The organism is Ramlibacter sp. JJN2-2R, from assembly GCF_057747835.1.
Genome location: NZ_CM173226.1, coordinates 423,496 through 444,260 on the forward strand (window position 1 = coordinate 423,496; position 20,765 = coordinate 444,260).

The 20,765-nt window shown below is 71.9% G+C and carries 17 protein-coding genes; 11 read left to right on the forward strand and 6 right to left on the reverse strand.

Annotated elements, in window-relative coordinates:
* Window positions 1-155: 155 nt before the first annotated feature.
* The 3 genes from AC3ANR_RS02105 (at window position 156) to AC3ANR_RS02115 (ending at window position 2,846) form a co-directional block, all read left to right on the forward strand.
* Window positions 156-1,364, forward strand: coding sequence for an MFS transporter (locus AC3ANR_RS02105; RefSeq protein WP_488290228.1), 1,209 nt, complete (start codon window positions 156-158; stop codon window positions 1,362-1,364).
* Window positions 1,365-1,391: 27 nt separating this feature from the next.
* Entirely contained in the window at window positions 1,392-1,889 is a 498-nt protein-coding gene (ssb, locus tag AC3ANR_RS02110) for a single-stranded DNA-binding protein (RefSeq protein WP_488290229.1), read from the forward strand.
* A gap of 132 nt (window positions 1,890-2,021) precedes the next feature.
* Window positions 2,022-2,846, forward strand: coding sequence for a YihY family inner membrane protein (locus tag AC3ANR_RS02115; protein ID WP_488290230.1), 825 nt, complete (start codon window positions 2,022-2,024; stop codon window positions 2,844-2,846).
* 16 nt (window positions 2,847-2,862) lie between these two features.
* Here the strand turns inward: AC3ANR_RS02115 and mnmA are convergent, their stop codons facing one another.
* The 4 genes from mnmA to AC3ANR_RS02135 form a co-directional block, all read right to left on the reverse strand.
* On the reverse strand, window positions 2,863-3,984 hold the full coding sequence (mnmA, locus tag AC3ANR_RS02120; protein ID WP_488290231.1) for a tRNA 2-thiouridine(34) synthase MnmA: 1,122 nt from the start codon (window positions 3,982-3,984) through the stop codon (window positions 2,863-2,865).
* A 54-nt stretch (window positions 3,985-4,038) separates the two neighbouring features.
* The gene (locus tag AC3ANR_RS02125; protein ID WP_488290232.1) at window positions 4,039-4,515 is read right to left on the reverse strand and encodes an NUDIX hydrolase; all 477 of its coding nucleotides are present in this window, start codon (window positions 4,513-4,515) and stop codon (window positions 4,039-4,041) included.
* 147 nt (window positions 4,516-4,662) lie between these two features.
* Window positions 4,663-5,385, reverse strand: coding sequence for a hypothetical protein (locus AC3ANR_RS02130; protein WP_488290233.1), 723 nt, complete (start codon window positions 5,383-5,385; stop codon window positions 4,663-4,665).
* A 91-nt stretch (window positions 5,386-5,476) separates the two neighbouring features.
* Window positions 5,477-6,583 carry a metallophosphoesterase gene (locus AC3ANR_RS02135; RefSeq protein WP_488290234.1) on the reverse strand — a complete coding sequence of 369 codons (1,107 nt, stop codon included), beginning with the start codon at window positions 6,581-6,583 and terminating at the stop codon, window positions 5,477-5,479.
* Between the two features lie 127 nt (window positions 6,584-6,710).
* On the opposite strand from AC3ANR_RS02135, the gene AC3ANR_RS02140 reads away from it, so the two are divergent.
* The 4 genes from AC3ANR_RS02140 to AC3ANR_RS02155 all read left to right on the forward strand — a co-directional run bounded on the left by AC3ANR_RS02140 (window position 6,711) and on the right by AC3ANR_RS02155 (window position 11,381).
* Complete coding sequence (locus tag AC3ANR_RS02140; protein ID WP_488290235.1) at window positions 6,711-7,829, forward strand: Re/Si-specific NAD(P)(+) transhydrogenase subunit alpha; 1,119 nt, start codon at window positions 6,711-6,713, stop codon at window positions 7,827-7,829.
* A gap of 3 nt (window positions 7,830-7,832) precedes the next feature.
* A complete protein-coding gene (locus tag AC3ANR_RS02145; RefSeq protein ID WP_488290236.1) occupies window positions 7,833-8,147 on the forward strand; it encodes an NAD(P) transhydrogenase subunit alpha part 2 in 315 nt (104 codons plus the stop codon).
* On the forward strand, window positions 8,144-9,568 hold the full coding sequence (locus AC3ANR_RS02150) for an NAD(P)(+) transhydrogenase (Re/Si-specific) subunit beta (protein WP_488290237.1): 1,425 nt from the start codon (window positions 8,144-8,146) through the stop codon (window positions 9,566-9,568). The genes AC3ANR_RS02145 and AC3ANR_RS02150 overlap by 4 nt, the downstream gene beginning before the upstream one ends.
* Window positions 9,569-9,689: 121 nt before the next feature.
* Window positions 9,690-11,381, forward strand: coding sequence for a long-chain-fatty-acid--CoA ligase (locus AC3ANR_RS02155; RefSeq protein ID WP_488290238.1), 1,692 nt, complete (start codon window positions 9,690-9,692; stop codon window positions 11,379-11,381).
* Between the two features lie 56 nt (window positions 11,382-11,437).
* Here AC3ANR_RS02155 and AC3ANR_RS02160 read toward each other — a convergent pair whose 3' ends face one another.
* Window positions 11,438-13,129 carry a cation:proton antiporter domain-containing protein gene (locus tag AC3ANR_RS02160; protein WP_488290239.1) on the reverse strand — a complete coding sequence of 564 codons (1,692 nt, stop codon included), beginning with the start codon at window positions 13,127-13,129 and terminating at the stop codon, window positions 11,438-11,440.
* Between the two features lie 102 nt (window positions 13,130-13,231).
* On the opposite strand from AC3ANR_RS02160, the gene AC3ANR_RS02165 reads away from it, so the two are divergent.
* The 4 genes from AC3ANR_RS02165 to AC3ANR_RS02180 all read left to right on the forward strand — a co-directional run bounded on the left by AC3ANR_RS02165 (window position 13,232) and on the right by AC3ANR_RS02180 (window position 19,643).
* Window positions 13,232-13,924 carry a 5'-methylthioadenosine/adenosylhomocysteine nucleosidase gene (locus tag AC3ANR_RS02165; protein ID WP_488290240.1) on the forward strand — a complete coding sequence of 231 codons (693 nt, stop codon included), beginning with the start codon at window positions 13,232-13,234 and terminating at the stop codon, window positions 13,922-13,924.
* Window positions 13,925-14,038: 114 nt separating this feature from the next.
* Window positions 14,039-15,307, forward strand: a complete 1,269-nt coding sequence (locus AC3ANR_RS02170) for a TolC family protein (protein ID WP_488290241.1) — start codon at window positions 14,039-14,041, stop codon at window positions 15,305-15,307.
* Between the two features lie 14 nt (window positions 15,308-15,321).
* Window positions 15,322-16,554 carry an efflux RND transporter periplasmic adaptor subunit gene (locus tag AC3ANR_RS02175; protein ID WP_488290242.1) on the forward strand — a complete coding sequence of 411 codons (1,233 nt, stop codon included), beginning with the start codon at window positions 15,322-15,324 and terminating at the stop codon, window positions 16,552-16,554.
* Window positions 16,551-19,643, forward strand: a complete 3,093-nt coding sequence (locus AC3ANR_RS02180) for an efflux RND transporter permease subunit (RefSeq protein WP_488290243.1) — start codon at window positions 16,551-16,553, stop codon at window positions 19,641-19,643. The genes AC3ANR_RS02175 and AC3ANR_RS02180 overlap by 4 nt, the downstream gene beginning before the upstream one ends.
* A gap of 87 nt (window positions 19,644-19,730) precedes the next feature.
* Here AC3ANR_RS02180 and AC3ANR_RS02185 read toward each other — a convergent pair whose 3' ends face one another.
* Entirely contained in the window at window positions 19,731-20,720 is a 990-nt protein-coding gene (locus AC3ANR_RS02185) for a magnesium and cobalt transport protein CorA (protein WP_488290244.1), read from the reverse strand.
* Window positions 20,721-20,765: the final 45 nt, after the last annotated feature.

The window sequence follows — 20,765 nt, forward strand, 5'->3', positions numbered from 1 at the left end:
CGCGCCAGCCCACGGTGGCCGCGCCTGGCCGGCCCGGCGCCGACCCCGCGTCCAGCTCGGCCATCCGGATGACGGACAATCGGCCGCTTTCCGGTCCTGCTCGCCTGCCCGTGGCCCCGCCTTCCGGCCCTACCTCTCCCTTGCCAGACTCGTCCATGACGCCCCTCGAACGCCAGGCGAGCGGGGCGCTGGCCGCCGTTTTCGCCGCCCGCATGCTGGGGCTGTTCCTGGTGCTGCCGGTGTTCGCGCTGGAGGCGCGGCGCTATCCGGGCGGCGACGATCCGGCGCTGGTGGGCCTGGCGATGGGCATCTACGGGCTCACCCAGGGCGTGCTGCAGTTCCCCTTCGGCCTGGCGTCGGACCGGTTCGGCCGCAAGCGGGTGATCGTGCTGGGCCTGCTGGTGTTCGCCGCCGGCAGTTTCCTGGCCTCGTTCGCCGGCACGCTGCACGGGCTGGCGATCGGCCGGGCCCTGCAGGGCGCCGGCGCCGTCTCGGCCGCCGTCACGGCGCTGCTGGCCGACCTGACGCGCGACGAGGTGCGCACCAAGGCGATGGCGCTGGTGGGCGCCAGCATCGGCCTGATGTTCGCCCTGTCGCTGGTGGTGGCGCCGGCGGCGGCGGCCCACATCGGCCTGTCCGGGCTGTTCGCGGCCACCGGCCTGCTGGCCCTGGGCTGCATCGCGGTGGTGCTGTGGGGCGCCCCGCCCGAGCCCGTGGTGCACCGCAACGTGCCGCGCGGGCGCCTGCGCGACGTGCTGCGCCATGCGCCGCTGCTGCGGCTGAACGTGGGCGTGTTCGTGCTGCACGCGGTGCAGCTGGCCATGTGGATGGCGGTGCCCGCGCTGCTGGTGGACGCCGGCCTGCCCAAGGACCGCCACTGGGTGGTCTACCTGCCGGCCGTGCTGGCGTCGTTCGTCGTCATGGGCGGCACGCTGTTCCCGCTGGAGCGGCGCGGCTACCTGCGCGCGGTGTTCCTGGTCGCGATCGGCCTGGTGGGCGCCGTGCAGCTGGCCCTGCTGGCGACGGCCGGCCACCCCGGCGTCGGGGTGCTGGCGACGCTGCTGTTCCTGTTCTTCTGCGGCTTCAACGTGCTGGAGGCGACGCAGCCGAGCCTGGCCTCGCGCATCGCGCCGCCGCAGGCCCGCGGGGCGGCGCTGGGGGTCTACAACACCCTCCAATCGCTGGGTTTCTTTGCCGGCGGGGCGGTCGGCGGCTGGCTGACCAAGCACGTTGGGGTGACGGGCCTGTTCGCCACCTGCGCGGCGCTGATGCTGCTGTGGCTGCTGGTGGCCTGGCCGATGCGGGCCCCGGGGCGCTCGCAGACGCCCGAGGACCTGTTGGCCGACGAGGCCCAGGCGACATAATCGCCCCAACATCAGAGGAACCGCGCCATGGCATCCGTCAACAAGGTCATCATCGTCGGCAATCTCGGGAAGGATCCCGAAATGCGCACCTTCCCCAGCGGCGGGCGGGTCTGCAACGTCACCATCGCCACCTCCGAGCGCTGGAAGGACAAGCAGACCGGCGAGATGAAGGAAGCCACCGAGTGGCACCGGGTCGTCTTCAACGACCGCCTGGCCGAGATCGCCGGCGAGTACCTGCGCAAGGGCTCGCAGGTCTACGTCGAAGGCAGCCTGCGCACCCGCAAGTGGACCGACCAGAGCGGGGTCGAGAAGTACACCACCGAGATCCGCGCCGACGAGATGAAGATGCTCGGCAAGCGCGAGGGCATGGGCGGCGGCTCGGCCGGCCCGGACGACGACGGCGGCTACGACAGCGCGCCGCGCCGCGCCGCCCCGCCGTCGCGCGCCCCCGCACCGGCCGCGCAGCGTCCGGCCAGCAAGCCGTCGTCGGGCTTCGACGACATGGACGACGACATCCCGTTCTGACGCCCGCCGTCCCCAGGGCCATGGCGGTCGCGCCGGTGCGGCCCCGCCAGGCCGGCGCGACCGGCCGGTGCCGGATCGCCGCCTGACCGGCCACGCCGCGCCCCGCGCGCCCGCCCCCCGGCCCCGGATCCCATGCCCGGCCTGATTCCGCTCACCATCCGGCGCGCCCGCGAGGAGCGCCTGGCGCAGGTCGCCGGCAGCCTGACCTTCACCACCGTGCTGTCGCTGGTGCCGCTGCTGGCGGTCGGCTTCGCGCTGTTCACGCGCGTGCCCCTCCTGCGCCGCACCGGGCAGGCCATCCAGCAGCACCTCCTGAGCGGATTGCTGCCGGCGGACCTGTCACGCACCGTGCTGCAGCACGTGGGGCGGTTCACCGCCAACACCGGCGGCCTGACCCCGCTGGGCGCGCTGTTCCTGGTCGCCACGGCGCTGGCCACCGCCCACGCGGTCGAGAACGTGCTCAACCGCATCTGGCAGGTGCGCAAGGCGCGCCCCATCGCCCGCCGCCTGGGCCTCTACCTGGTGATGCTGGCGGTCGGGCCCACCCTGCTGGGCGCGAGCCTGTGGGCCGGCTCGGCCCTGCAGGCCGCCTCGGACGGCCTGCTCAGGAGCCTGCCGCCGGCGGCCGCCTTCGTGCTGTCCCTGGTGCCGGTGCTGCTGGGGGCGGTGGGCTTTGCCGCCCTGTTCCACTTCGTGCCGAATGCCCCGGTGCGGCGGCGCGATGCCATCGCCGGCGGCCTGCTGGCGGCCATCGCCTTCGAGCTCGGCAAGCGCGGCTTCGCGCTGTATCTGCTCAAGGTGCCGACGTACCGGACGGTCTACGGCGCGTTCGCGCCGCTGCTGGCGTTCCTGCTGTGGGTGTACTTCTCGTGGCTGGTCACGCTGGCGGCGGCGCTGGTCACCGCCAACCTGGCCCGTGGCGGCCGGACCCCGGCGCGGCGGCCGGCGCGGGCCTGAGGCCCGCCGCCCGCGCTCAGGCCGAAGGCGCCTTCGCCGCGGCCGCGATGACGCCGCCGCCCAGGCACACCTCGCCGTCGTACAGCACGGCCGACTGGCCGGGTGTCACGGCCCACTGCGGCTGCGGGAAGTCCAGGTGGAAGGCGCCGTTGGCGTCGGCCGCCAGCGCGCAGGGCGCATCGGCCTGGCGGTAGCGCGTCTTGGAGCCGTAACGGCCCTCGGCCGGCGGCAGGCCGGCGATCCAGCTGGCGTCCTGCGCGTCCAGCGCGCCCGACAGCAGCCACGGATGGTCGTGGCCCTGCACCACCCACAGGGTGTTGGTCGCCACGTCCTTGCGCGCCACGAACCAGGGCGCATGCTCGCCGCCGCCGCGTTGCGCGCCCTTGGCCTTGATGCCGCCGATGCCCAGTCCCTGCCGCTGGCCCAGCGTGTAGAACGACAGGCCCTGGTGCTCGCCGATGACGCGGCCGCGCTCGTCCCGGATCGGCCCCGGCTCCTTGCGGATGTAGCGGTTGAGGAACTCGCGGAACGGCCGCTCGCCGATGAAGCAGATGCCGGTGGAGTCCTTTTTCTTCGCGTTGGGCAGCCCGATCTCGGTGGCCAGGCGCCGCACCTCGGTCTTGCGCAGCTCGCCGACCGGGAACAGCGACCGGGCCAGCTGCGCCTGCGTGAGGCGGTGCAGGAAATAGCTCTGGTCCTTGGTCTCGTCCAGGCCCTTGAGCAGCTCGAAGCGGCCGTCGCGCTCGCGCACCCGGGCGTAGTGACCGGTGGCGATTTTTTCGGCGCCCAGGCGCATGGCGTGGTCGAGGAAGGCCTTGAACTTGATCTCGGCGTTGCACAGCACGTCCGGGTTGGGCGTGCGGCCGGCCTCGTACTCGCGCAGGAACTCGGCGAACACGCGGTCCTTGTACTCGGCCGCGAAGTTCACGTGCTCGATCGGGATGCCGATCACGTCGGCCACGCTGGCCGCGTCGATGAAGTCCTGGCGCGACGAGCAGAACTCGTCGTCATCGTCGTCTTCCCAGTTCTTCATGAAGATGCCGACGACGTCCCAGCCTTGCTGCTTGAGCAGCCAGGCGCTGACCGCGGAGTCCACGCCCCCGCTCAAGCCGACCACCACGCGCTTGCTGCTGCCCATGGGCTCGATTATCCCGGGCCCCGCATGCCCGCGCCCCGCTGGGGCCACCCGGCCTCAGCCCGGCGCGTAGACGCTGGGGTCGGTGGTGAGGATCTCCAGCGGGTAGCGCGCGCCGGCCAGGTGGTCCTCCACGCAGCGCAGCAGCAAGGGGCTGCGGTGGCGCTCGCGACTGGCGCGGATCTCCTGCGGCGTCATCCACAGGGCGCGCACGATGCCGGCGTCCAGCGCGCGCCCGGGTTCCTCCCGGCCGAGGCGGCCGCAGAACGCGAAGCGCAGGTAGGTGAAGTCGTCGCCGGGCTTGCGCACCCGCGACAGGTACACGCCCACCAGGTGCGTGGGCTCGAAGTGGAAGGCCGTCTCCTCGAGCGTCTCGCGCGCGCAGGCCTGCACGGGCGACTCGCCCGGATCGAGATGGCCGGCCGGGTTGTTGAGCTTCAGGCCCTCGCGCGTCTCTTCCTCGACGAGCAGGAAGCGCCCGTCGCGCTCGACGATCGCGGCGACGGTGACGCTCGGTTTCCAGCGCTTGGTCATGGCGGCGGATTATGGTCGGCGCGGCGGGGTCGGTGGGCCGCGCGGGCGGCCGCCGCAGGCGAGGCGTCGTCGTGTCCCCTGCCGTCCGCCGGGCGCTCGCGGCCGCAGCCGCGGGACTTGGAAGAAGCGGCGCCGGGGCGACGCCGTTCAGGCGTCGTACTCGTCCGAGCCCTGGACCCAGATGAAGGACTGCACGTCGATCATGTCGCGCGCGCGCAGGCCCGGGCGCCGGTCGAGGTCGCGGCGGATGATCGCGCCGAAGGTCAGCAGCCCGTGGTAGACCGGCCAGGACGGCTCCGGGCGGTAGCCGAAATCGAAGCCGTAGGCGCGCGCGGCCTTGCGCGTCACGCGCGGCTTGAGGAACAGGTGCTTGTCGGGGCGGGCGATGAAGCCGAACACCGTCACCACCGGCCAGGTCATGACCTTGCCGCGCGGCTGCGGCAGGTCGGCCACGGCCTGCACCCAGTCCTCGAAGCGGCGCTGCATCGAGCCGCGGCCGTGCAGGAAGGCGTACAGCTCGTGGGCGAACAGCCGCGCGCCGGCGGGCGTGCGCAGCGCATCGCGCAGCGCCATCTTCTCGAACGAGAACAGCAGGTTGGTGCGCGACTCGATCCGGATCGCGATGTCGGCGATCTGGCGGAACTCGCCCCGGGCCAGCAGCTTGCGGAATTCGGCCGGACCCAGTTCGGCCTGCCACTCCACGTGGGCGCGTTCCTTGTAGGCCCGCTCCGCGATCAGATAGGTCTCGTCCTGGAAGCCGTCGGGGTAATAGAGCTCGAACTTGCGGCGGGACCGCGCCGCGCCAAGGTAGCAGACGCCGTTGGCGCGGGCGCCCGTGAGGGGGGAGGAGAGAAATGCTGGGCGTGGCATCCGGGCAGTTTTCGATTCCCGGCCAGCTCATCCGCGTGGGACGGATCCTTGCCTCGGTGTAGGACCGCTGCCAGCCCAGCGGATCGGCCGCTCAACCGGCCACCAGCCTCAACCGCGTGATCTCCGACGGCGCGCCCAGGCGCTTGGGCGGACCCCAGTAACCTGTTCCGCGGCTGACGTAGACCCACAGCCGCCCCAGGCGGTGCAACCCGGCCGTGAAGGGCTGCTGGAAGCGGACGAAGAAGACCCAGGGCAGGAACTGGCCGCCGTGCGTGTGGCCCGAGATCTGCAGGTCGAAGCCGGCCAGCTCGGCCGCGGCGGCGCTGCGCGGCTGATGGGCCAGCAGCACGCGCGCGGCCGCGTCGGCGGGCGCGCCCGCCAGCGCCGCCGCCGGATCGCTCGCATGCGTGGCGTCGAAATGATGCGCGGTGAAGTCGGGCACGCCGGCCAGCACCAGCCGGGCCCCCTCGCGCTCGATCACCACATGCTCGTTGAGCAGCACGCGGATGCCCAGGCGCCGCACTTCGGCCACCCACGGCGCGGCGCCTGAGTAGTACTCGTGGTTGCCGGTCACGAAGAAGCTGCCGTGCCGCGAGCGCAGCGCGGACAGCGGCGCGACGTGCGGGCCGAGCTCGGGCACCGGGCCATCGACCAGGTCGCCGGTGATCGCGACCGCATCGGCCTCGAGCTGGTTGACGCGGTCCACGATGCGCTGGATGTAGCCGGCGCGGATGGTCGGGCCCACATGCAGGTCGGTGATCTGGGCGATGGTGAAGCCGTGCAGGGACGCCGGCAGGCCGACGATCGGCACGTCCACGTGCTTGACCCGCGCGGTGCGCCGGGTGTTGAGCAGCCCGAGCAGGGTGACGGCGGCGGCCAGCAGGGGCACCGCGACGGCGCTGGGGCGCGCCAGGTCCGCCGCCGCGCCGCCGACCCAGGCCGCCAGCAGCACGAGGTCGCGCGCCAGGGTCAGCACGAACAGCGACGAGAACAACCCGAGCGCGAACAGCCCCGCCGCGGCGAGCCGGTCCGAGCGCGGCGGCCGGAGGTAGCGGCGCGCCGTGAGCCCCAGGGGGACCAGGGCGGCGGACGCGAGCAGCCAGGCGCCGAGCGCGATCGCGCCGGCCGGCGGCAGGGCCGGCACGAGGCGCAGGCCGATCAGCAGGTGCAGCAGCGCGGACAGGACGAACAGGGGCACGGCATCGGGAGGGCGAGCGACGGAGCGCAGCAGGTGGGGACGGGGGCGCGGATTTCCAATGCGCCCGCGCTGAGTTCAGGTAAGCTCCAACGAACTCTTACAACGACGTCGCACGAGGAGACACTCCATGCAGATTGGCGTGCCGGCCGAGACCCTGGCGGGTGAAACCCGGGTCGCCGTGACCCCCGAGACGGCCAAGAAACTCAAGGCCCAGGGGCACACGGTCCGCGTGGCCTCGGCGGCGGGACTGGCGGCGAGCGCGACCGACGAGGCCTATCTGGCCGCCGGCGCGGAGATCACCGACCAGGCCGGCGCGCTCGGCTGCGACCTCGTGCTCAAGGTGCGCGCCCCGCAGGAAGGCGAACTGCCGGCCATCAAGCCCGGCGCCACGCTGGTGGGCATGCTCAACCCCTTCGACGCCGCCGGCCTGCAGCGGCTGGCCGCCGCGGGCGTGACCGCGTTCGCACTGGAGGCGGCGCCGCGCACGACGCGCGCCCAGAGCATGGACGTGCTCTCCTCGCAGGCCAACATCGCCGGCTACAAGGCCGTGGTCATCGCGGCCGAACGCTACCAGCGCTTCTTCCCCATGCTGATGACCGCCGCCGGCACGGTGAAGGCCGCGCGGGTGGTGGTGCTGGGCGTCGGCGTCGCGGGCCTGCAGGCCATCGCCACCGCCAAGCGGCTGGGCGCCGTGATCGAGGCGTCCGACGTGCGGCCGTCGGTGAAGGAGCAGGTCGAGTCGCTGGGCGCCAAGTTCATCGACGTGCCCTACGAGACGCAGGAGGAGCGCGAGGCGGCCGAAGGCGTGGGCGGCTACGCGCGGCCGATGCCGCCGGGCTGGCTGGAGCGCCAGAAGGCCGAAGTGGCCAAGCGCGTCGCCCAGGCCGACATCGTGATCACCACCGCGCTCATTCCGGGGCGGCCGGCGCCGGTGCTGGTGACGGAGGAGATGGTCAGGTCGATGAAGCCCGGCTCGGTCATCGTCGACCTGGCCGCGCCGCAGGGCGGCAACTGCCCGCTCACCGAGCCCGGCCAGACGGTGCAGCGCCACGGCGTCACGCTGGTGGGCGAGACCAACCTGCCGGCGCTGGTGGCCGCCGACGCCTCGGCGCTGTACGCGCGCAACGTGCTCGATTTCCTCAAGCTGATCCTGCCCAAGGACGGGCAGGTCACGGTGGACCTGAACGACGACATCGTCGCCGCCTGCCTGGTGGCGCAGAACGGCGAAGTGAAGCGCAAGGCCTGACCCATGGAAGTCTCCCACACCATCACCAACCTGATCATCTTCGTGCTGGCCATCTACGTGGGCTACCACGTGGTGTGGACCGTCACGCCGGCGCTGCACACGCCGCTGATGGCGGTGACCAACGCCATCAGCGCCATCGTGATCGTCGGCGCCATGCTGGCCGCGGCGCAGACCGAGACCTGGGGCGGCCGGGCGATGGGGGTGCTGGCGGTCGCGCTGGCGGCGGTCAACATCTTCGGCGGCTTCCTGGTCACGCGCCGCATGCTCGAGATGTTCCGCAAGAAGGACCGCAAGCCGGCGGCGGGGGACAAGCCATGAGCATGAATGTCGTCACGCTGCTGTACCTGGCGGCGTCGGTGTGCTTCATCCAGGCGCTCAAGGGCCTGTCGCACCCGACCACCTCGATCCGCGGCAACCTGTTCGGCATGGTGGGCATGGCGATCGCCGCGCTGACCACGGCGGCGCTGATCGTCGAGCTGTCCGGCGGCGGCCGCGGCATGGTCTGGGTGCTGGTCGGCCTGGTGGTCGGCGGCGGCTACGGCGCCTACCGCGCGCGCACCGTCGAGATGACCAAGATGCCGGAGCTGGTGGCCTTCTTCCACAGCATGATCGGCCTGGCGGCGGTGTTCATCGCGGTGGCGGCGGTGCTGGAGCCGTCGGCGCTGCTGCAGAACCTGCCGCGCGGCGAACCCATCCCCACCGGCAACCGGCTCGAGCTGTTCCTGGGCGCGGCCATCGGCGCCATCACCTTCAGCGGCTCGGTGATCGCCTTCGGCAAGCTCTCGGGCACCTACAAGTTCCGGCTGTTCAAGGGCGCGCCGGTGGTGTTCGCCGGCCAGCACCTGCTGAACCTGGTGCTGGGGCTGGTGACCGTCGCCCTCGGGCTGGTGTTCATGCTCACCGGCAGCTGGCTCGCGTTCTTCACGATGCTGGCGCTGTCGTTCGTGCTCGGCGTGCTGATCATCATCCCGATCGGCGGCGCCGACATGCCGGTGGTGGTGTCGATGCTCAACTCCTACTCGGGGTGGGCGGCCGCGGGCATCGGCTTCTCGCTGAACAACAGCATGCTGATCATCGCCGGCTCGCTGGTGGGCAGCTCGGGCGCGATCCTGAGCTACATCATGTGCAAGGCGATGAACCGCTCGTTCTTCAACGTCATCCTGGGCGGCTTCGGCGGCGAGGCCGGCCAGGCCGCCGCCGGCGAGGCGGTGCAACGCCCCGTCAAGAGCGGCAGCGCCGACGACGCGGCGTTCGTGCTGTCGAACGCCGAGACCGTGGTGATCGTGCCGGGCTACGGCCTGGCGGTGGCGCGCGCCCAGCATGCGGTCAAGGAGCTGGCGCAAAAGCTCACCGACAAGGGGGTGACCGTCAAGTACGCGATCCACCCGGTCGCCGGCCGCATGCCGGGTCACATGAACGTGCTGCTGGCCGAGGCCGAGGTGCCGTACGACCAGGTGTTCGAGATGGAGGACATCAACGGCGAGTTCGGCCAGGCCGACGTCGCCATCGTCCTGGGCGCCAACGACGTGGTGAACCCCGCCGCGCTGCAAAAGGGCAGCCCGATCTACGGCATGCCGATCCTGGAGGCCTACAAGGCCAAGACCGTGATCGTCAACAAGCGGTCGATGGCCGCCGGCTATGCCGGGCTGGACAACGAGCTGTTCTACATGGACAAGACCATGATGGTCTTCGGCGACGCCAAGAAGGTCGTCGAGGAGATGGTCAAGGCCATCGAGTGACCGCCCGCGGCGTCAGCGCCGCGTCAGGGAAAAACACGAGCCGCGCCGCCCGGGGCGGTGGCCACAATGGCCGCGTCCGCCGGGCATGCAACGAGACAAGACAACGAGGAGAGCCATGGACATGAGCCAGCCCCCGACCCCCGTGCGCCCGTGGCTGAGCGCCTATCCCCCCGGCGTGCCGGCCCAGATCGATGCGTCGCAGTACCGCTCGCTGGTCCAGCTGATGGAGGAGAGCTTCGGCAAGTACGCCGCGCGCACCGCCTACAGCTTCATGGGCAAGGACGTCACGTTCGGCCAGACCGACTCGCTCAGCCGCGCCTTCGCCGCCTACCTGCAGGGGCTGGGCCTGGCCAAGGGCGACCGCGTGGCGATCATGATGCCCAACGTGCCGCAGTACCCGGTGGCCGTCGCGGCCATCCTGCGCGCCGGCCTGGTGGTGGTGAACGTCAACCCGCTGTACACGCCGCGCGAGCTGGAGCACCAGCTTAAGGACTCGGGCGCCAAGGCCATCGTCATCGTCGAGAACTTCGCCCACACGCTGCAGCAGTGCATCGGCAACACGCCGGTCAGGCATGTCGTGCTGGCGGCCATGGGCGACCAGCTCGGCCTGGTCAAGGGCGCGCTGGTCAACTACGTGGTGCGCAACGTCAAGAAGATGGTGCCCGCCTACAGCCTGCCCGGCGCGGTGCGGTTCAACCAGGCGATCGCCGAGGGCACGCGCGGCACGCTGCGCGCGGTCGACCTCGGCCCCGACGACGTGGCGGTGCTGCAATACACCGGCGGCACCACCGGCGTGTCCAAGGGCGCGGTGCTCCTGCACCGCAACGTCATCGCCAACGTGCTGCAGTCCGAGGCCTGGAACGCGCCGGTGATGGGCAAGGTGCCCGCGGGCGAGCAGCCCACCGGCGTGTGCGCGCTGCCGCTGTACCACATCTTCGCCTTCACGGTGGGGATGATGCTGTCGATGCGCACGGGCGCCAAGCTGATCCTGATCCCGAATCCGCGCGACCTGGCCGGCACGCTCAAGGAGCTGTCGCGCCACACCTTCCACAGTTTCCCCGCGGTCAACACGCTGTTCAACGGCCTGGCCAACCACCCGGACTTCGGCAAGGTCGACTGGTCGAACCTGAAGGTGTCGGTCGGCGGCGGGATGGCGGTGCAGGGCGCGGTCGCCAAGCTCTGGCTGGACAAGACCGGTTGCCCGATCTGCGAGGGCTACGGCCTGTCGGAGACCTCGCCCTCGGCCAGCTGCAACCCGGTCACCAGCACCCAGTACACCGGCAGCATCGGCGTGCCGCTGCCGTCCACCGACATGAAGCTGGTCGATGACAACGGCCAGGAGGTGCCGGCCGGCCAGCCGGGCGAGATCGCGATCAAGGGTCCCCAGGTGATGGCCGGCTACTGGCAGCGCCCGGACGAGACCGCCAAGGTCATGACGGCCGACGGCTACTTCAAGACCGGCGACATCGGCACCGTGGACGAGCACGGCTTCTTCAGGATCGTCGACCGCAAGAAGGACATGGTGCTGGTGTCCGGCTTCAACGTGTACCCGAACGAGGTCGAGGACGTGGTCGCGGGCCTGGAGGGCGTGCTGGAGTGCGCGGTGGTCGGGGTGCCGGACGAGCGCACCGGCGAGGCCGTCAAGCTCGTCATCGTGCGGAAGGATCCCGCGCTCACCGAGGACAAGGTGCGCGAGTTCTGCCGCGCCAACCTCACTGGCTACAAGCAGCCGCGGGTGATCGAGTTCCGCACCGACCTGCCCAAGACGCCGGTGGGCAAGATCCTGCGCCGCGAGCTGCGCGACAGGAAGTAGGCCGCGCCGGGCGCGGGCCGGGCGCTGCCCGGCTTTTTTTTCGTCCGCCGGCGGGCTCAGCCGCCCACGGCCGCGGGCGGCCCGACGACCTGCAGCACATGCGCGGCCATCGAGCGGGCCAGTTCGGTCTCGCCGACGAACACCTGGCCGACCCCGTCGGCGGCCAGCAGGCCCGCTTCCTGCGCGTTGTGGCTGCGCACGACCACGGCGATGTCCGGGTTGAGCGTGCGCGCGGTGCGCGCCATGGTGCGCACCTGCACCGTCTCGGGCGTCGCGATCACCAGCGCGCGGGCGTGGCGCACGTGCGCCTGCACCAGCACCTCGGGCTCGGTGGCGTCGCCCCACACGGCCGGGATGCCCTGGGCGCGCAGGGCCTCGACGGCATCGCGGTTGGCCTCGGCCACCACGAACGGGATACCGGCCGCGCCCAGGCTGCCGGCGATCTGCTTGCCCACCCGGCCCCAGCCCACCAGCACGACCTGGTTAGAGAGGTAGCGCGGCTCGGTCGACAGCGGCAGCTCGGCCAGCGGGTGCACGTGGGCATCCGGCGCCGGGCCGGCCGCGTAGCGCCGCTCCAGCGCCTCGCCGGCGGCGAACACCAGCGGATTGAGCGCGATCGAGATCAGCGCGCCCGCCAGCACCAGGCTCTGGCCGGCGGCCGGCAGCAGTTGCAGCGACACGCCCAGCCCGGCCAGGATGAAGGAGAACTCGCCCACCTGCGCCAGGCTGGCGGCCACGCGCAGCGAGGTGCGCACCGGATAGCCCAGCAGGCGGACCAGCACGATGGCCGCCAGCGACTTGCCCAGCACGATGACCGCCACCGTGGCCAGCACCTGCCAGGGGCGCTCCAGCAGCACCATCGGGTCGAACAGCATGCCCACCGAGACGAAGAACAGCACCGCGAACGCGTCCTGCAGCGGCAGCGTGTCCTCGGCCGCGCGGGCGCTGAACTCCGACTCGCGCAGCACCATCCCGGCAAAGAACGCGCCGAGCGCGAACGACACGCCGAACAGCGCCGACGAGCCGTACGCGATGCCCACCGCGGCCGCGATCACGCACAGCGTGAACAGCTCGCGCGAGCCGGTGCGCGTGACCTGCCACAGCAGCCAGGGAAACAGGCGCCGGCCCACCACCAGCATGAAGGCGACGAAGCCGCCCACCTGCAGCAGCGTCAGCAGCACGGTGGCCGCGGTGCCGCGCCCGGTGGCGGGCGCCTGGCCGCCCAGCGCCGGCGCCAGCGCTGGCAGCAGCACCAGCACCAGGACCATCGCCAGGTCCTCCACCACCAGCCAGCCGACCGCGATGCGGCCGTCGCCGGACTCGAGCACGCCGCGGCTCTCCAGCGCCTTGAGCAGGACCACCGTGCTCGCGACTGACAGCGAGATGCCGAACACCAGCGCTGCGCCGACCGACCAGCCCCACAGCGTCGCGACGCCGGCGCCCAGCGCCGTCGCGGCGACCATCTGGACCACCGCGCCGGGCACGGCGATCTTGCGCACGGCCAGCAGGTCGTCGACCGAGAAGTGCAGCCCGACGCCGAACATCAGCAGCATCACGCCGACTTCGGCCAGCTGGGACGCGATCGCGGCGTCGGCCACGAAGCCGGGGGTGGCCGGGCCGATCGCGATGCCCGCGAGCAGGTAGCCCACCAGCGCCGGCAGCCGCAGGCGCGCGGCGATGAAGCCCAGCAGCAGGGCGAGGCCGAAGCCGGCGGCGAGGGTGGTGATGAGGCTGAGATCGTGGTGCAACGCGTCGGATCCGGTCGGTGGGGGGAGAAGGCGGCCGTGGCCGGGTTGTACCGTGGAATCGCGCCGGCGCACACGCCACTGTCAGCAAATGCAGAATGCGGCATGCGCACCGCCATCGTCTCCGCCATGCAGGAGGAACTGGCCGCCGTGCTGGACCTGATGCCGGACGAGAGCCGGCAGGTCGTGGCGGGGCGGGAGTTCTGGGCTGGCCATCTGCACGGGCACGAGGTCGTGGTGGTGCTCTCGCGCATCGGCAAGGTCGCGGCGGCCACCACCGCCACGCTGCTGCTGGAGCGGTTCGGCGTCGGCGAGATCGTCTTCACGGGCGTGGCCGGCGGGCTCGGCGCCGGGGTGGACGTGGGGCACGTGGTGATCGCCGACGCGTTCCTGCAGCACGACCTGGACGCCTCGCCGATCTTCCCGCGCTACGAGGTGCCGCTGTCTGGCAAGAGCACCTTCGCCACCGATCCCGCGCTGAGCGAGCGGCTGGCCCGGGCGACCGCACGGGCGCTGCCCGGCGTGCACCTGCACCGCGGGCTGGTCGTCAGCGGCGACCGGTTCGTCGCCACCGACAGCGAGAGCCGGGCGCTGCAGGCCGCGCTGCCGGCGGCGCTGGCCGTCGAGATGGAGGGCGCGGCGATCGCGCAGGTGTGCCACGACTACGGGGTCCCGTTCGCCGCCGTGCGCACGGTCTCGGACCGCGCCGACGACATGGCCCACATCGACTTCGCCACCTTCATCCGCGAGGTCGCCAGCCGTCACTCGGCGGCCATCGTGCGCGCGCTGCTCGACTGAACTCGGCGCCGGGCTGGCCGGGCGGCCTGCGGCGCCAACCGGGCGTTCGGGTACGTGCTTCTACGAACCCGCCGGGTCAGTGGAAGGTCAGCCCCTCGCCGGGATAAACGGCGCATGAGAATTGGGAAGCTGCTGCTGGCGGCCTGCATGGCGCTGCCGGCCTGGGCGTGGGCCCAGCCAACGGCCCCGGCGGGCGCGGCCACGTCCGTGCCGGTGCTCACGCTGGCCGAGGCGCTGCGCCTGGCGCGCGACAACGTCGACGTCTCGCTGGCCCGCCGGGCGGTCGAGAGTGCCCGTGCCGACGTCGCCACGGCCAACCACGCGCCGGCGCCGGTGCTGACGGCCAAGGCCAGTTCGATCGACCTGCAAAACGGCATCGGCGGCGGCAATGTGCTGCGCGACAAGCGCATCGACAAGGCCGTCGGCGTGGACTGGACCTGGGAGCGCGGCAACAAGCGCGAGCTGCGCACCCGCGCGGCCGAGCGCGCCGCCGATGCCGCCCAGCTCGAGCTGGCCGAGGTCGCGGTGCAGCAGCAGCTGGCCGTGGCCGGCGCGTTCTACGACCTGGCCGCCGCGCAGGAGCGGGTGGTGCAGGTGGCCGCGATCGGCAAGAGCGCGGGGGAACTGGCCGCCGCGTCGGCGCGCCGGCAGCGGGCCGGCGACATCTCGCAGCAGGAGAGCCTGCGCACCGAGATCGAGGCCCGCCGCACCCAGGCCGACCTGCGCGCGGCGCAGGCCGACCGGCAACGCGCGATGCTGGCGCTCGCCGCGCTGATCGGCGCGCGCGGCGAGTTCGCGGTCGAGCCCGCCTGGCCGGCGATCGCGGCCGATGCCGCCGCCCTGCCCGACATCGAGCAGCGCGCCGACGTGCGGGCGGCGCAGCAGCGCGTCGAGGCCGCGCAGGCCGCGTTCGACAACGCGCTCGCGCTGCGCCGCAACGACGTCACGCTCGGCACCTCGTTCGACCACTACCCCGGCACCTCGCGCCGGCTGCTGGAGCTGCGCCTGTCGATGCCGCTGTCCGGCGTGCTGGGCAGCTACGGCTACGAGGGCGAGATCGCCCGCGCCCGCGCCGCGCTCGACCAGGCGCAGGACCAGCTGGAAAAGACCCGGCGCACCGCCGGCGCCGAGTCCGGCAAGCTGCTCGAGGACCTGCATGCGGCGGCCGCGCGCGCCGCCGAATTCGCCGACGCCATCGTGCCGCGGGCGCGCCAGGTGGCGTCGATGGCCGAGCTGGCCTACACCAAGGGCGCGTTGCCGCTGGTGGACCTGATCGATGCGCGCCGCACGCTGCGCAGCGTGCTGCTGGACGACATCGCCGCGCGCGCCGAGCACGCGCGCGCGCTGGCCGCCTGGCAGCTGCGCCAGCAGACCACTCCCTGAATCCGAAGGTCACCGTGAACCGCCTTTCCCTTCCCCTGCTGCTGGCCGCCGCGCTGGCGCTCGCCGCCTGCCGGCAGGAGCCGGCCGAGCCGCCGGCGCCGCCGGACCCCCAGCTCCAGGGCGCCCAGTTCGTCTATCCGCCCCAGCATCCGCAGCTCGCGCAGCTGGGGACCGTCGCCGCCGCGCCCGCCAGGACGCTCACCGTCGAACTGCCGGCACGCCTGGTCTGGAACGAGGACCGCACGCAGCGCATCTACCCGGCCTTCGCCGGCCGGGTGGCGCGCATCGCCGCCGACGTCGGCCAGCCCGTCAAGCCGGGCACCGTGCTGGCGCAGCTGGCATCGCCGGACTTCGGCGTCGCCCAGGCCGACACCGCCAAGGCGCAGGTCGACGCGCAGCTGGCGCAGAAGTCGCTGGCCCGCCAGCGCGAGCTGTTCGAGGCCGGCGTCATCGCGCGCAAGGACCTGGAGCAGGCCGAAGCCGACGCGGCGCGCTCGCGCGCCGAGGTGCAGCGGGCCGAGGCGCGCACGCGCCTGTACGGCGGCAAGGGCGCGGGCGTGGACCAGCGGCTGGCGCTGGTGTCTGGCATCGCCGGCTTCGTGGTCGAGCGCAACCTCACGCCCGGCCAGGAGCTGCGGCCGGACCAGATGGGCGCCGGCGTGCCGCCGCTGTTCGTCGTCAGTGATCCGACTTCGCTGTGGGTGGTGATCGATGCGCGCGAGACCGAAGCCGGCACGCTGCGCCCCGGGGCCGCCTTCGAGCTGGTCGTGCCGACGCTGCCGGGCCGCAAGTTCGAGGGCCGCGTCCTGGCCACCGCCGACTTCATCGATCCGGCCACCCGCACGATCAAGGTGCGCGGCATCGTCGCCAATCCCGAGCGCCAGCTGAAGGCGGAGATGCTGGCCACGGCGCGCGTGGAGCGCACGCCCGGCGCCGGCGTGCTGATCCCGGCCTCGGCCGTGCTGCTGCGCGGCACCCGCCAGTCGGTGTTCGTGCAGGTCGGCCCGCGCGCGTTCGAGCCGCGCGACATCAGCGTCGCCTGGCAGGGGCCGCAGCAGGTGCTGGTGGGCACCGGCCTGGAAGCGGGCGAGCAGGTGGTGAGCGAGAACACGCTGCTGCTGGCGCGCCAGTACGCGCAGGCGCGCCAGGCCCGCGGGCCCGGCGGCGGCGAGAACGAGGCCGCGCCGCCGCCGGCGAACGCCGCGTCGGCGGCCGTCGCGCGCAGCACCGGGTCGGCGGCCCGATGAGGCGCCTGATCCACTTCGCGCTGCACCAGCCCCTGTTCGTGGTGCTGGGCACGCTGCTGTTCGCGCTGGCGGGCGCGGTGGCGTTCAGCAACCTGTCGGTGGAGGCGTTCCCGGACGTGACCGACACCCAGGTCACGGTGATCGCGCTGTACCCCGGCCGCGCGGCCGAGGAGGTCGAAAAGCAGGTCACGCTGCCGATCGAGGTGGCGCTGTCGGGGCTGCCCAACTCGATCCGCGTGTTCTCGCACACCCAGTTCGGCCTGTCGTTCACCGTCGTCACGTACGACGACAAGGCCGACGTGCTGGCCGTTCGCGCGCAGGTCAACGAGCGCCTGCGCTCGGTCGACCTGCCGCCGGGCGTCGAGGCCAACATCGCGCCCAACGCCACGCCGGTGGGCGAGATCATGCGCTACCGCGTGCGCGGCGACGGCCATTCGACCACCGACCTGCGCTCGATCGAGGACTGGGTGGTCGAGCGCTCGCTGCGCCAGGTGCCCGGCGTGGCCGACGTGGTGGCCATGGGCGGTTTCATCAAGCAGTACGAGGTGCAGCCCGACCTGGACAAGCTGCGCGCCACCAAGCTGACGTTCCAGAACCTGCTGGACGCGCTGGGCCGCGGCAACTCGAACGCGGGCGGCAGCTACGTCGCGCAGGGCCCGCAGCAGTACGCCATCCGCGGCATCGGCCTGCTGCGCTCGCCCGACGACATCGGCCGCATCGTGGTGGCCACGCGCGGCAGCACGCCGATCCTGGTGCGCGACGTGGCGCAGGTCACCGTCGGCGCCGTGCCGCGCCTGGGCACCGTGGGCCAGGACGGCGACGACGACGTGGTCACCGGCATCGTCGTGATGCGCAAGGGCGAGAACCCCAGCGTGGTGCTCAAGGGCGTGAAGGACAAGATCGCCCAGCTCAACGAGCGCGGCCTGCCCAAGGGCGTGCAGATCGTGCCCTTCTACGACCGCACCTGGCTGATGGCCAAGACGCTGTCCACGGTGTTCCGCAACCTGGTCGAAGGCGCGCTGCTGGTGTCGCTGGTGCTGTACCTGTTCCTGTCGAACCTGCGCGCCAGCCTGGCCGTGGTGGTGGTGATCCCGCTGGCGCTGCTGGCCACCTTCCTCGGGCTGAAGGTGATGGGCGTGCCGGCCAACCTGCTGTCGCTGGGCGCGATGGACTTCGGCATCATCGTCGACGGCGCGGTGATCGTGATCGAGAACGTGATGCACCGGCTGGCGACCAGCCGCGAGGACATGAGCGATTCCGAGCGCCGCGCCACCATCGTCGACGCGGCCAACGAGGTGGGGCGCCCGACGCTGTTCTCGATGCTGATCATCATCGCGGCGCACATCCCCATCTTCGCGCTGCAGCGCCACGAGGGCCGCATCTTCCAGCCGATGGCGCTGTCGGTGACCACCGCGCTGGTCGGCTCGCTGGTGTTCTCGCTCACGCTGGTGCCGCTGCTGGCGTACTGGATGCTGCGCCACAAGCTGCCGCACCACGACAACCGCGTGGTGTCGGCCTGCAAGAGCGTGTACGAACCGGTGATCGACTGGGCCCTGCGGCGGCGCCGCCTGGTGGTCGGGCTGGCGCTGGGCGCGTTCGCGCTGGCGCTGGTGGCGGCCAGCCGGCTGGGCTCGGAGTTCCTGCCCGAGCTGAACGAAGGCACGATCTGGGTCAACCTGCGCCTGCCCTCGAGCATCTCCAACGACGAGGCCACCCGCGTGCTGCACGACGTGCGCCGGGCCCTGCGCACCGTGCCCGAGGTGCGCACCGCCGTGTCCAAGGCCGGCCAGCCGGAGGACGGCACCGACCCCAAGACGATCAGCATGGCCGAGGTGTTCGTCGACATCAAGCCGGCCGAGGAGTGGCGCAAGGGCCTCACGCGCGAGCAGCTGCTCGACCAGATGGACCGCGCCGTCTCCGCCATCCCCGGCATGGAGCCGAGCTTCTCGCAGCCGATCCGCGACAACGTGCTGGAGTCGATCTCGCAGATCGACGGCCAGATCGTGATCAAGGTTGCCGGCGACGACCTGGTGCAGCTGCGCCGCGTGACCGAGGACATCGAGCGCGAGATCAAGCAGGTCAGCGGCGTCTACCGCGCCGAGATCGACCGGCTGGGCGACCTGCCGCAGGTGGTGATCGACATCGACCGCGACCGCGCGGCGCGCCTGGGGCTGAACGTGCAGGACATCCAGGACGTGGTCGAGGCGGCGCTGGCCGGCAAGGCCGCCACCCAGATCTGGGAGGGCGAGCGCAAGTTCGCGGTCGCGGTGCGGCTGCCCGAGCAGCGCCGCGTGCTGTCCGCGCTGCCGCAGACGCTGATCCCGACCCCCGACGGCGGCTACGCGCAACTGGCCACGGTGGCCGACGTGCGCCAGGTCAGCGGCGCGATGAACATCGCGCGCGAGAGCGGCCGCCGCACGATGGCGATCGGCATCTTCATCAAGGACCGCGACATGGGCTCGGTGGTCAAGGACATGCAGGCCCGCGTGGCGCGCAACATCCAGCTGCCGCCCTCGTACACCATCACCTGGTCGGGCGAGTTCGAGAACCAGGAGCGGGCGATGAAGCGGCTGTCGGTGGTGGTGCCGATCTCGCTGCTGCTGATCTTCGTGCTGCTGTTCGACGCCTTCAAGTCGGTCAAGCTCGCGACGCTGATCCTGGTCAACGTGCCGCTCGCGCTGATCGGCGGCTTCATCGCGCTGTGGGTGTTCGGCATCCCGCTGTCGGTGTCGGCGGCGATCGGCTTCATCGCGCTGTCCGGCCAGGCCGTGCTCAACGGCGTGGTGATGCTGTCGGTGTTCCAGCAGCTGCGCGCCAACGGCGCCGACGTGCGCACGGCCGTCAAGCTCGGCTCGATGCAGCGCCTGCGCACCGTGCTGATGACGGCGATGCTGGCGGCGCTCGGCCTGCTGCCCATGGCACTGTCGCACGACATCGGCTCGGAGACGCAGCGGCCGCTGGCCATCGTGGTGATCGGCGGCCTGATCACGGCGACGCTGCTCACGCTGGTGGTGCTGCCGGTGCTGTACGTGGCGTGGTTCAGCCGGCGGGAGGAAGCGGCGCCAGCGGTGGAAGAAGCGCCGGCCTGACGGTCCGCGCCGCGCCGGCGGCGGTGCCGCACTCCGGCGCCGCCGGCCCGCAAGACGGCCAATGCGGGCCCCGGGCCGCCCCGGGCGTCAGCGCAGCCAGCCGCGCTTGCGGAAGTACCACATGGGCACCAGGGCGCTGGCGGCCATCAGCAGCAGCACGTACGGGTAGCTCGCCGGGCCGAGAATCTCCAGCTCGGGGAACTTCAGGTTCATGCCGTACAGGCTGGCCACCAGCGTGGGCGGCAGCAGCGCGACGCTGGCGACCGAGAAGATCTTGATGATCTTGTTCTGGTTGATGTTGATGAAGCCGACGGTGGCGTCCATCAGGAAGTTGATCTTGTCGAACAGGAACGCCGTGTGGTTGTCCAGCGACTCGATGTCGCGCAGGATCTGGCGCGACTCCTCGAACTGGCCGGCCGACAGCATGCGGCTGCGCATCATGAAGCTGACCGCGCGGCGCGTGTCCATCACGTTGCGGCGGATGCGGCCGTTCAGGTCCTCCTGGCGTGCGATCTCGCCCAGCACCTCGCCGGCCATCGTGTCGGTGACCTCGGCGGCGAGCACCTGCTTGGAGACCTTCTCCAGTTCGTCGTAGATGCCCTCGAGCGCGTCGGCCGAATACTCGGCATCGGCGTCGAACAGCTTGAGCAGCACGTCCTTCGCGTCCTCGATCAGGCCCGGGGCGCGGCGCGCGCGCAGCCGCAGCAGCCGGAACACCGGCACGTCCTCGTCGTGGATCGAGAACAGCACGCCGCGGCTCTTGAGCGTGTCGTTCTGCTGGTTGAGGATGAACGCGACGCGCACGTTGCGCGGCTCGTCGTCATCGGCGATGAGGAAGTCGCTGCGGATGTGCAGCTCGCCGTTGTCCTCCTCGTAGAAGCGCGCCGACTCCTCGATGTCCTCGTCCATCGCGTCCTCGGGGATGGACAGGCCGTAGTACTGCGCCACCCAGCGCTTTTCCTCGACGGTGGGCGACTCGAGGTCGACCCAGATCGGCTGGAACCGGGACAGCTCCTCCAGCGACTCGATCTCCTCCTGGAAGAGACGTCCGTTGGCGAGCGTGAAGATGTTGAGCATGGGGTCCCTGACGGCAGGTGTTCGATGTTCGGCGTGGCGGCAAGG

What these genes read in the sequence shown, in the direction of transcription:
- AC3ANR_RS02130 (WP_488290233.1), bottom strand. Translation starts at nt 5,385, where the DNA reads ATGCCACGCCCAGCATTTCTCTCCTCCCCCCTCACGGGCGCCCGCGCC.
- AC3ANR_RS02150 (WP_488290237.1), top strand. Translation starts at nt 8,144, where the DNA reads ATGAGCATGAATGTCGTCACGCTGCTGTACCTGGCGGCGTCGGTGTGC.
- AC3ANR_RS02115 (WP_488290230.1), top strand. Translation starts at nt 2,022, where the DNA reads ATGCCCGGCCTGATTCCGCTCACCATCCGGCGCGCCCGCGAGGAGCGC.
- AC3ANR_RS02165 (WP_488290240.1), top strand. Translation starts at nt 13,232, where the DNA reads ATGCGCACCGCCATCGTCTCCGCCATGCAGGAGGAACTGGCCGCCGTG.
- ssb (WP_488290229.1), top strand. Translation starts at nt 1,392, where the DNA reads ATGGCATCCGTCAACAAGGTCATCATCGTCGGCAATCTCGGGAAGGAT.
- AC3ANR_RS02140 (WP_488290235.1), top strand. Translation starts at nt 6,711, where the DNA reads ATGCAGATTGGCGTGCCGGCCGAGACCCTGGCGGGTGAAACCCGGGTC.
- AC3ANR_RS02170 (WP_488290241.1), top strand. Translation starts at nt 14,039, where the DNA reads ATGAGAATTGGGAAGCTGCTGCTGGCGGCCTGCATGGCGCTGCCGGCC.
- AC3ANR_RS02180 (WP_488290243.1), top strand. Translation starts at nt 16,551, where the DNA reads ATGAGGCGCCTGATCCACTTCGCGCTGCACCAGCCCCTGTTCGTGGTG.
- AC3ANR_RS02125 (WP_488290232.1), bottom strand. Translation starts at nt 4,515, where the DNA reads ATGACCAAGCGCTGGAAACCGAGCGTCACCGTCGCCGCGATCGTCGAG.
- mnmA (WP_488290231.1), bottom strand. Translation starts at nt 3,984, where the DNA reads ATGGGCAGCAGCAAGCGCGTGGTGGTCGGCTTGAGCGGGGGCGTGGAC.
- AC3ANR_RS02155 (WP_488290238.1), top strand. Translation starts at nt 9,690, where the DNA reads ATGAGCCAGCCCCCGACCCCCGTGCGCCCGTGGCTGAGCGCCTATCCC.
- AC3ANR_RS02105 (WP_488290228.1), top strand. Translation starts at nt 156, where the DNA reads ATGACGCCCCTCGAACGCCAGGCGAGCGGGGCGCTGGCCGCCGTTTTC.
- AC3ANR_RS02145 (WP_488290236.1), top strand. Translation starts at nt 7,833, where the DNA reads ATGGAAGTCTCCCACACCATCACCAACCTGATCATCTTCGTGCTGGCC.
- AC3ANR_RS02185 (WP_488290244.1), bottom strand. Translation starts at nt 20,720, where the DNA reads ATGCTCAACATCTTCACGCTCGCCAACGGACGTCTCTTCCAGGAGGAG.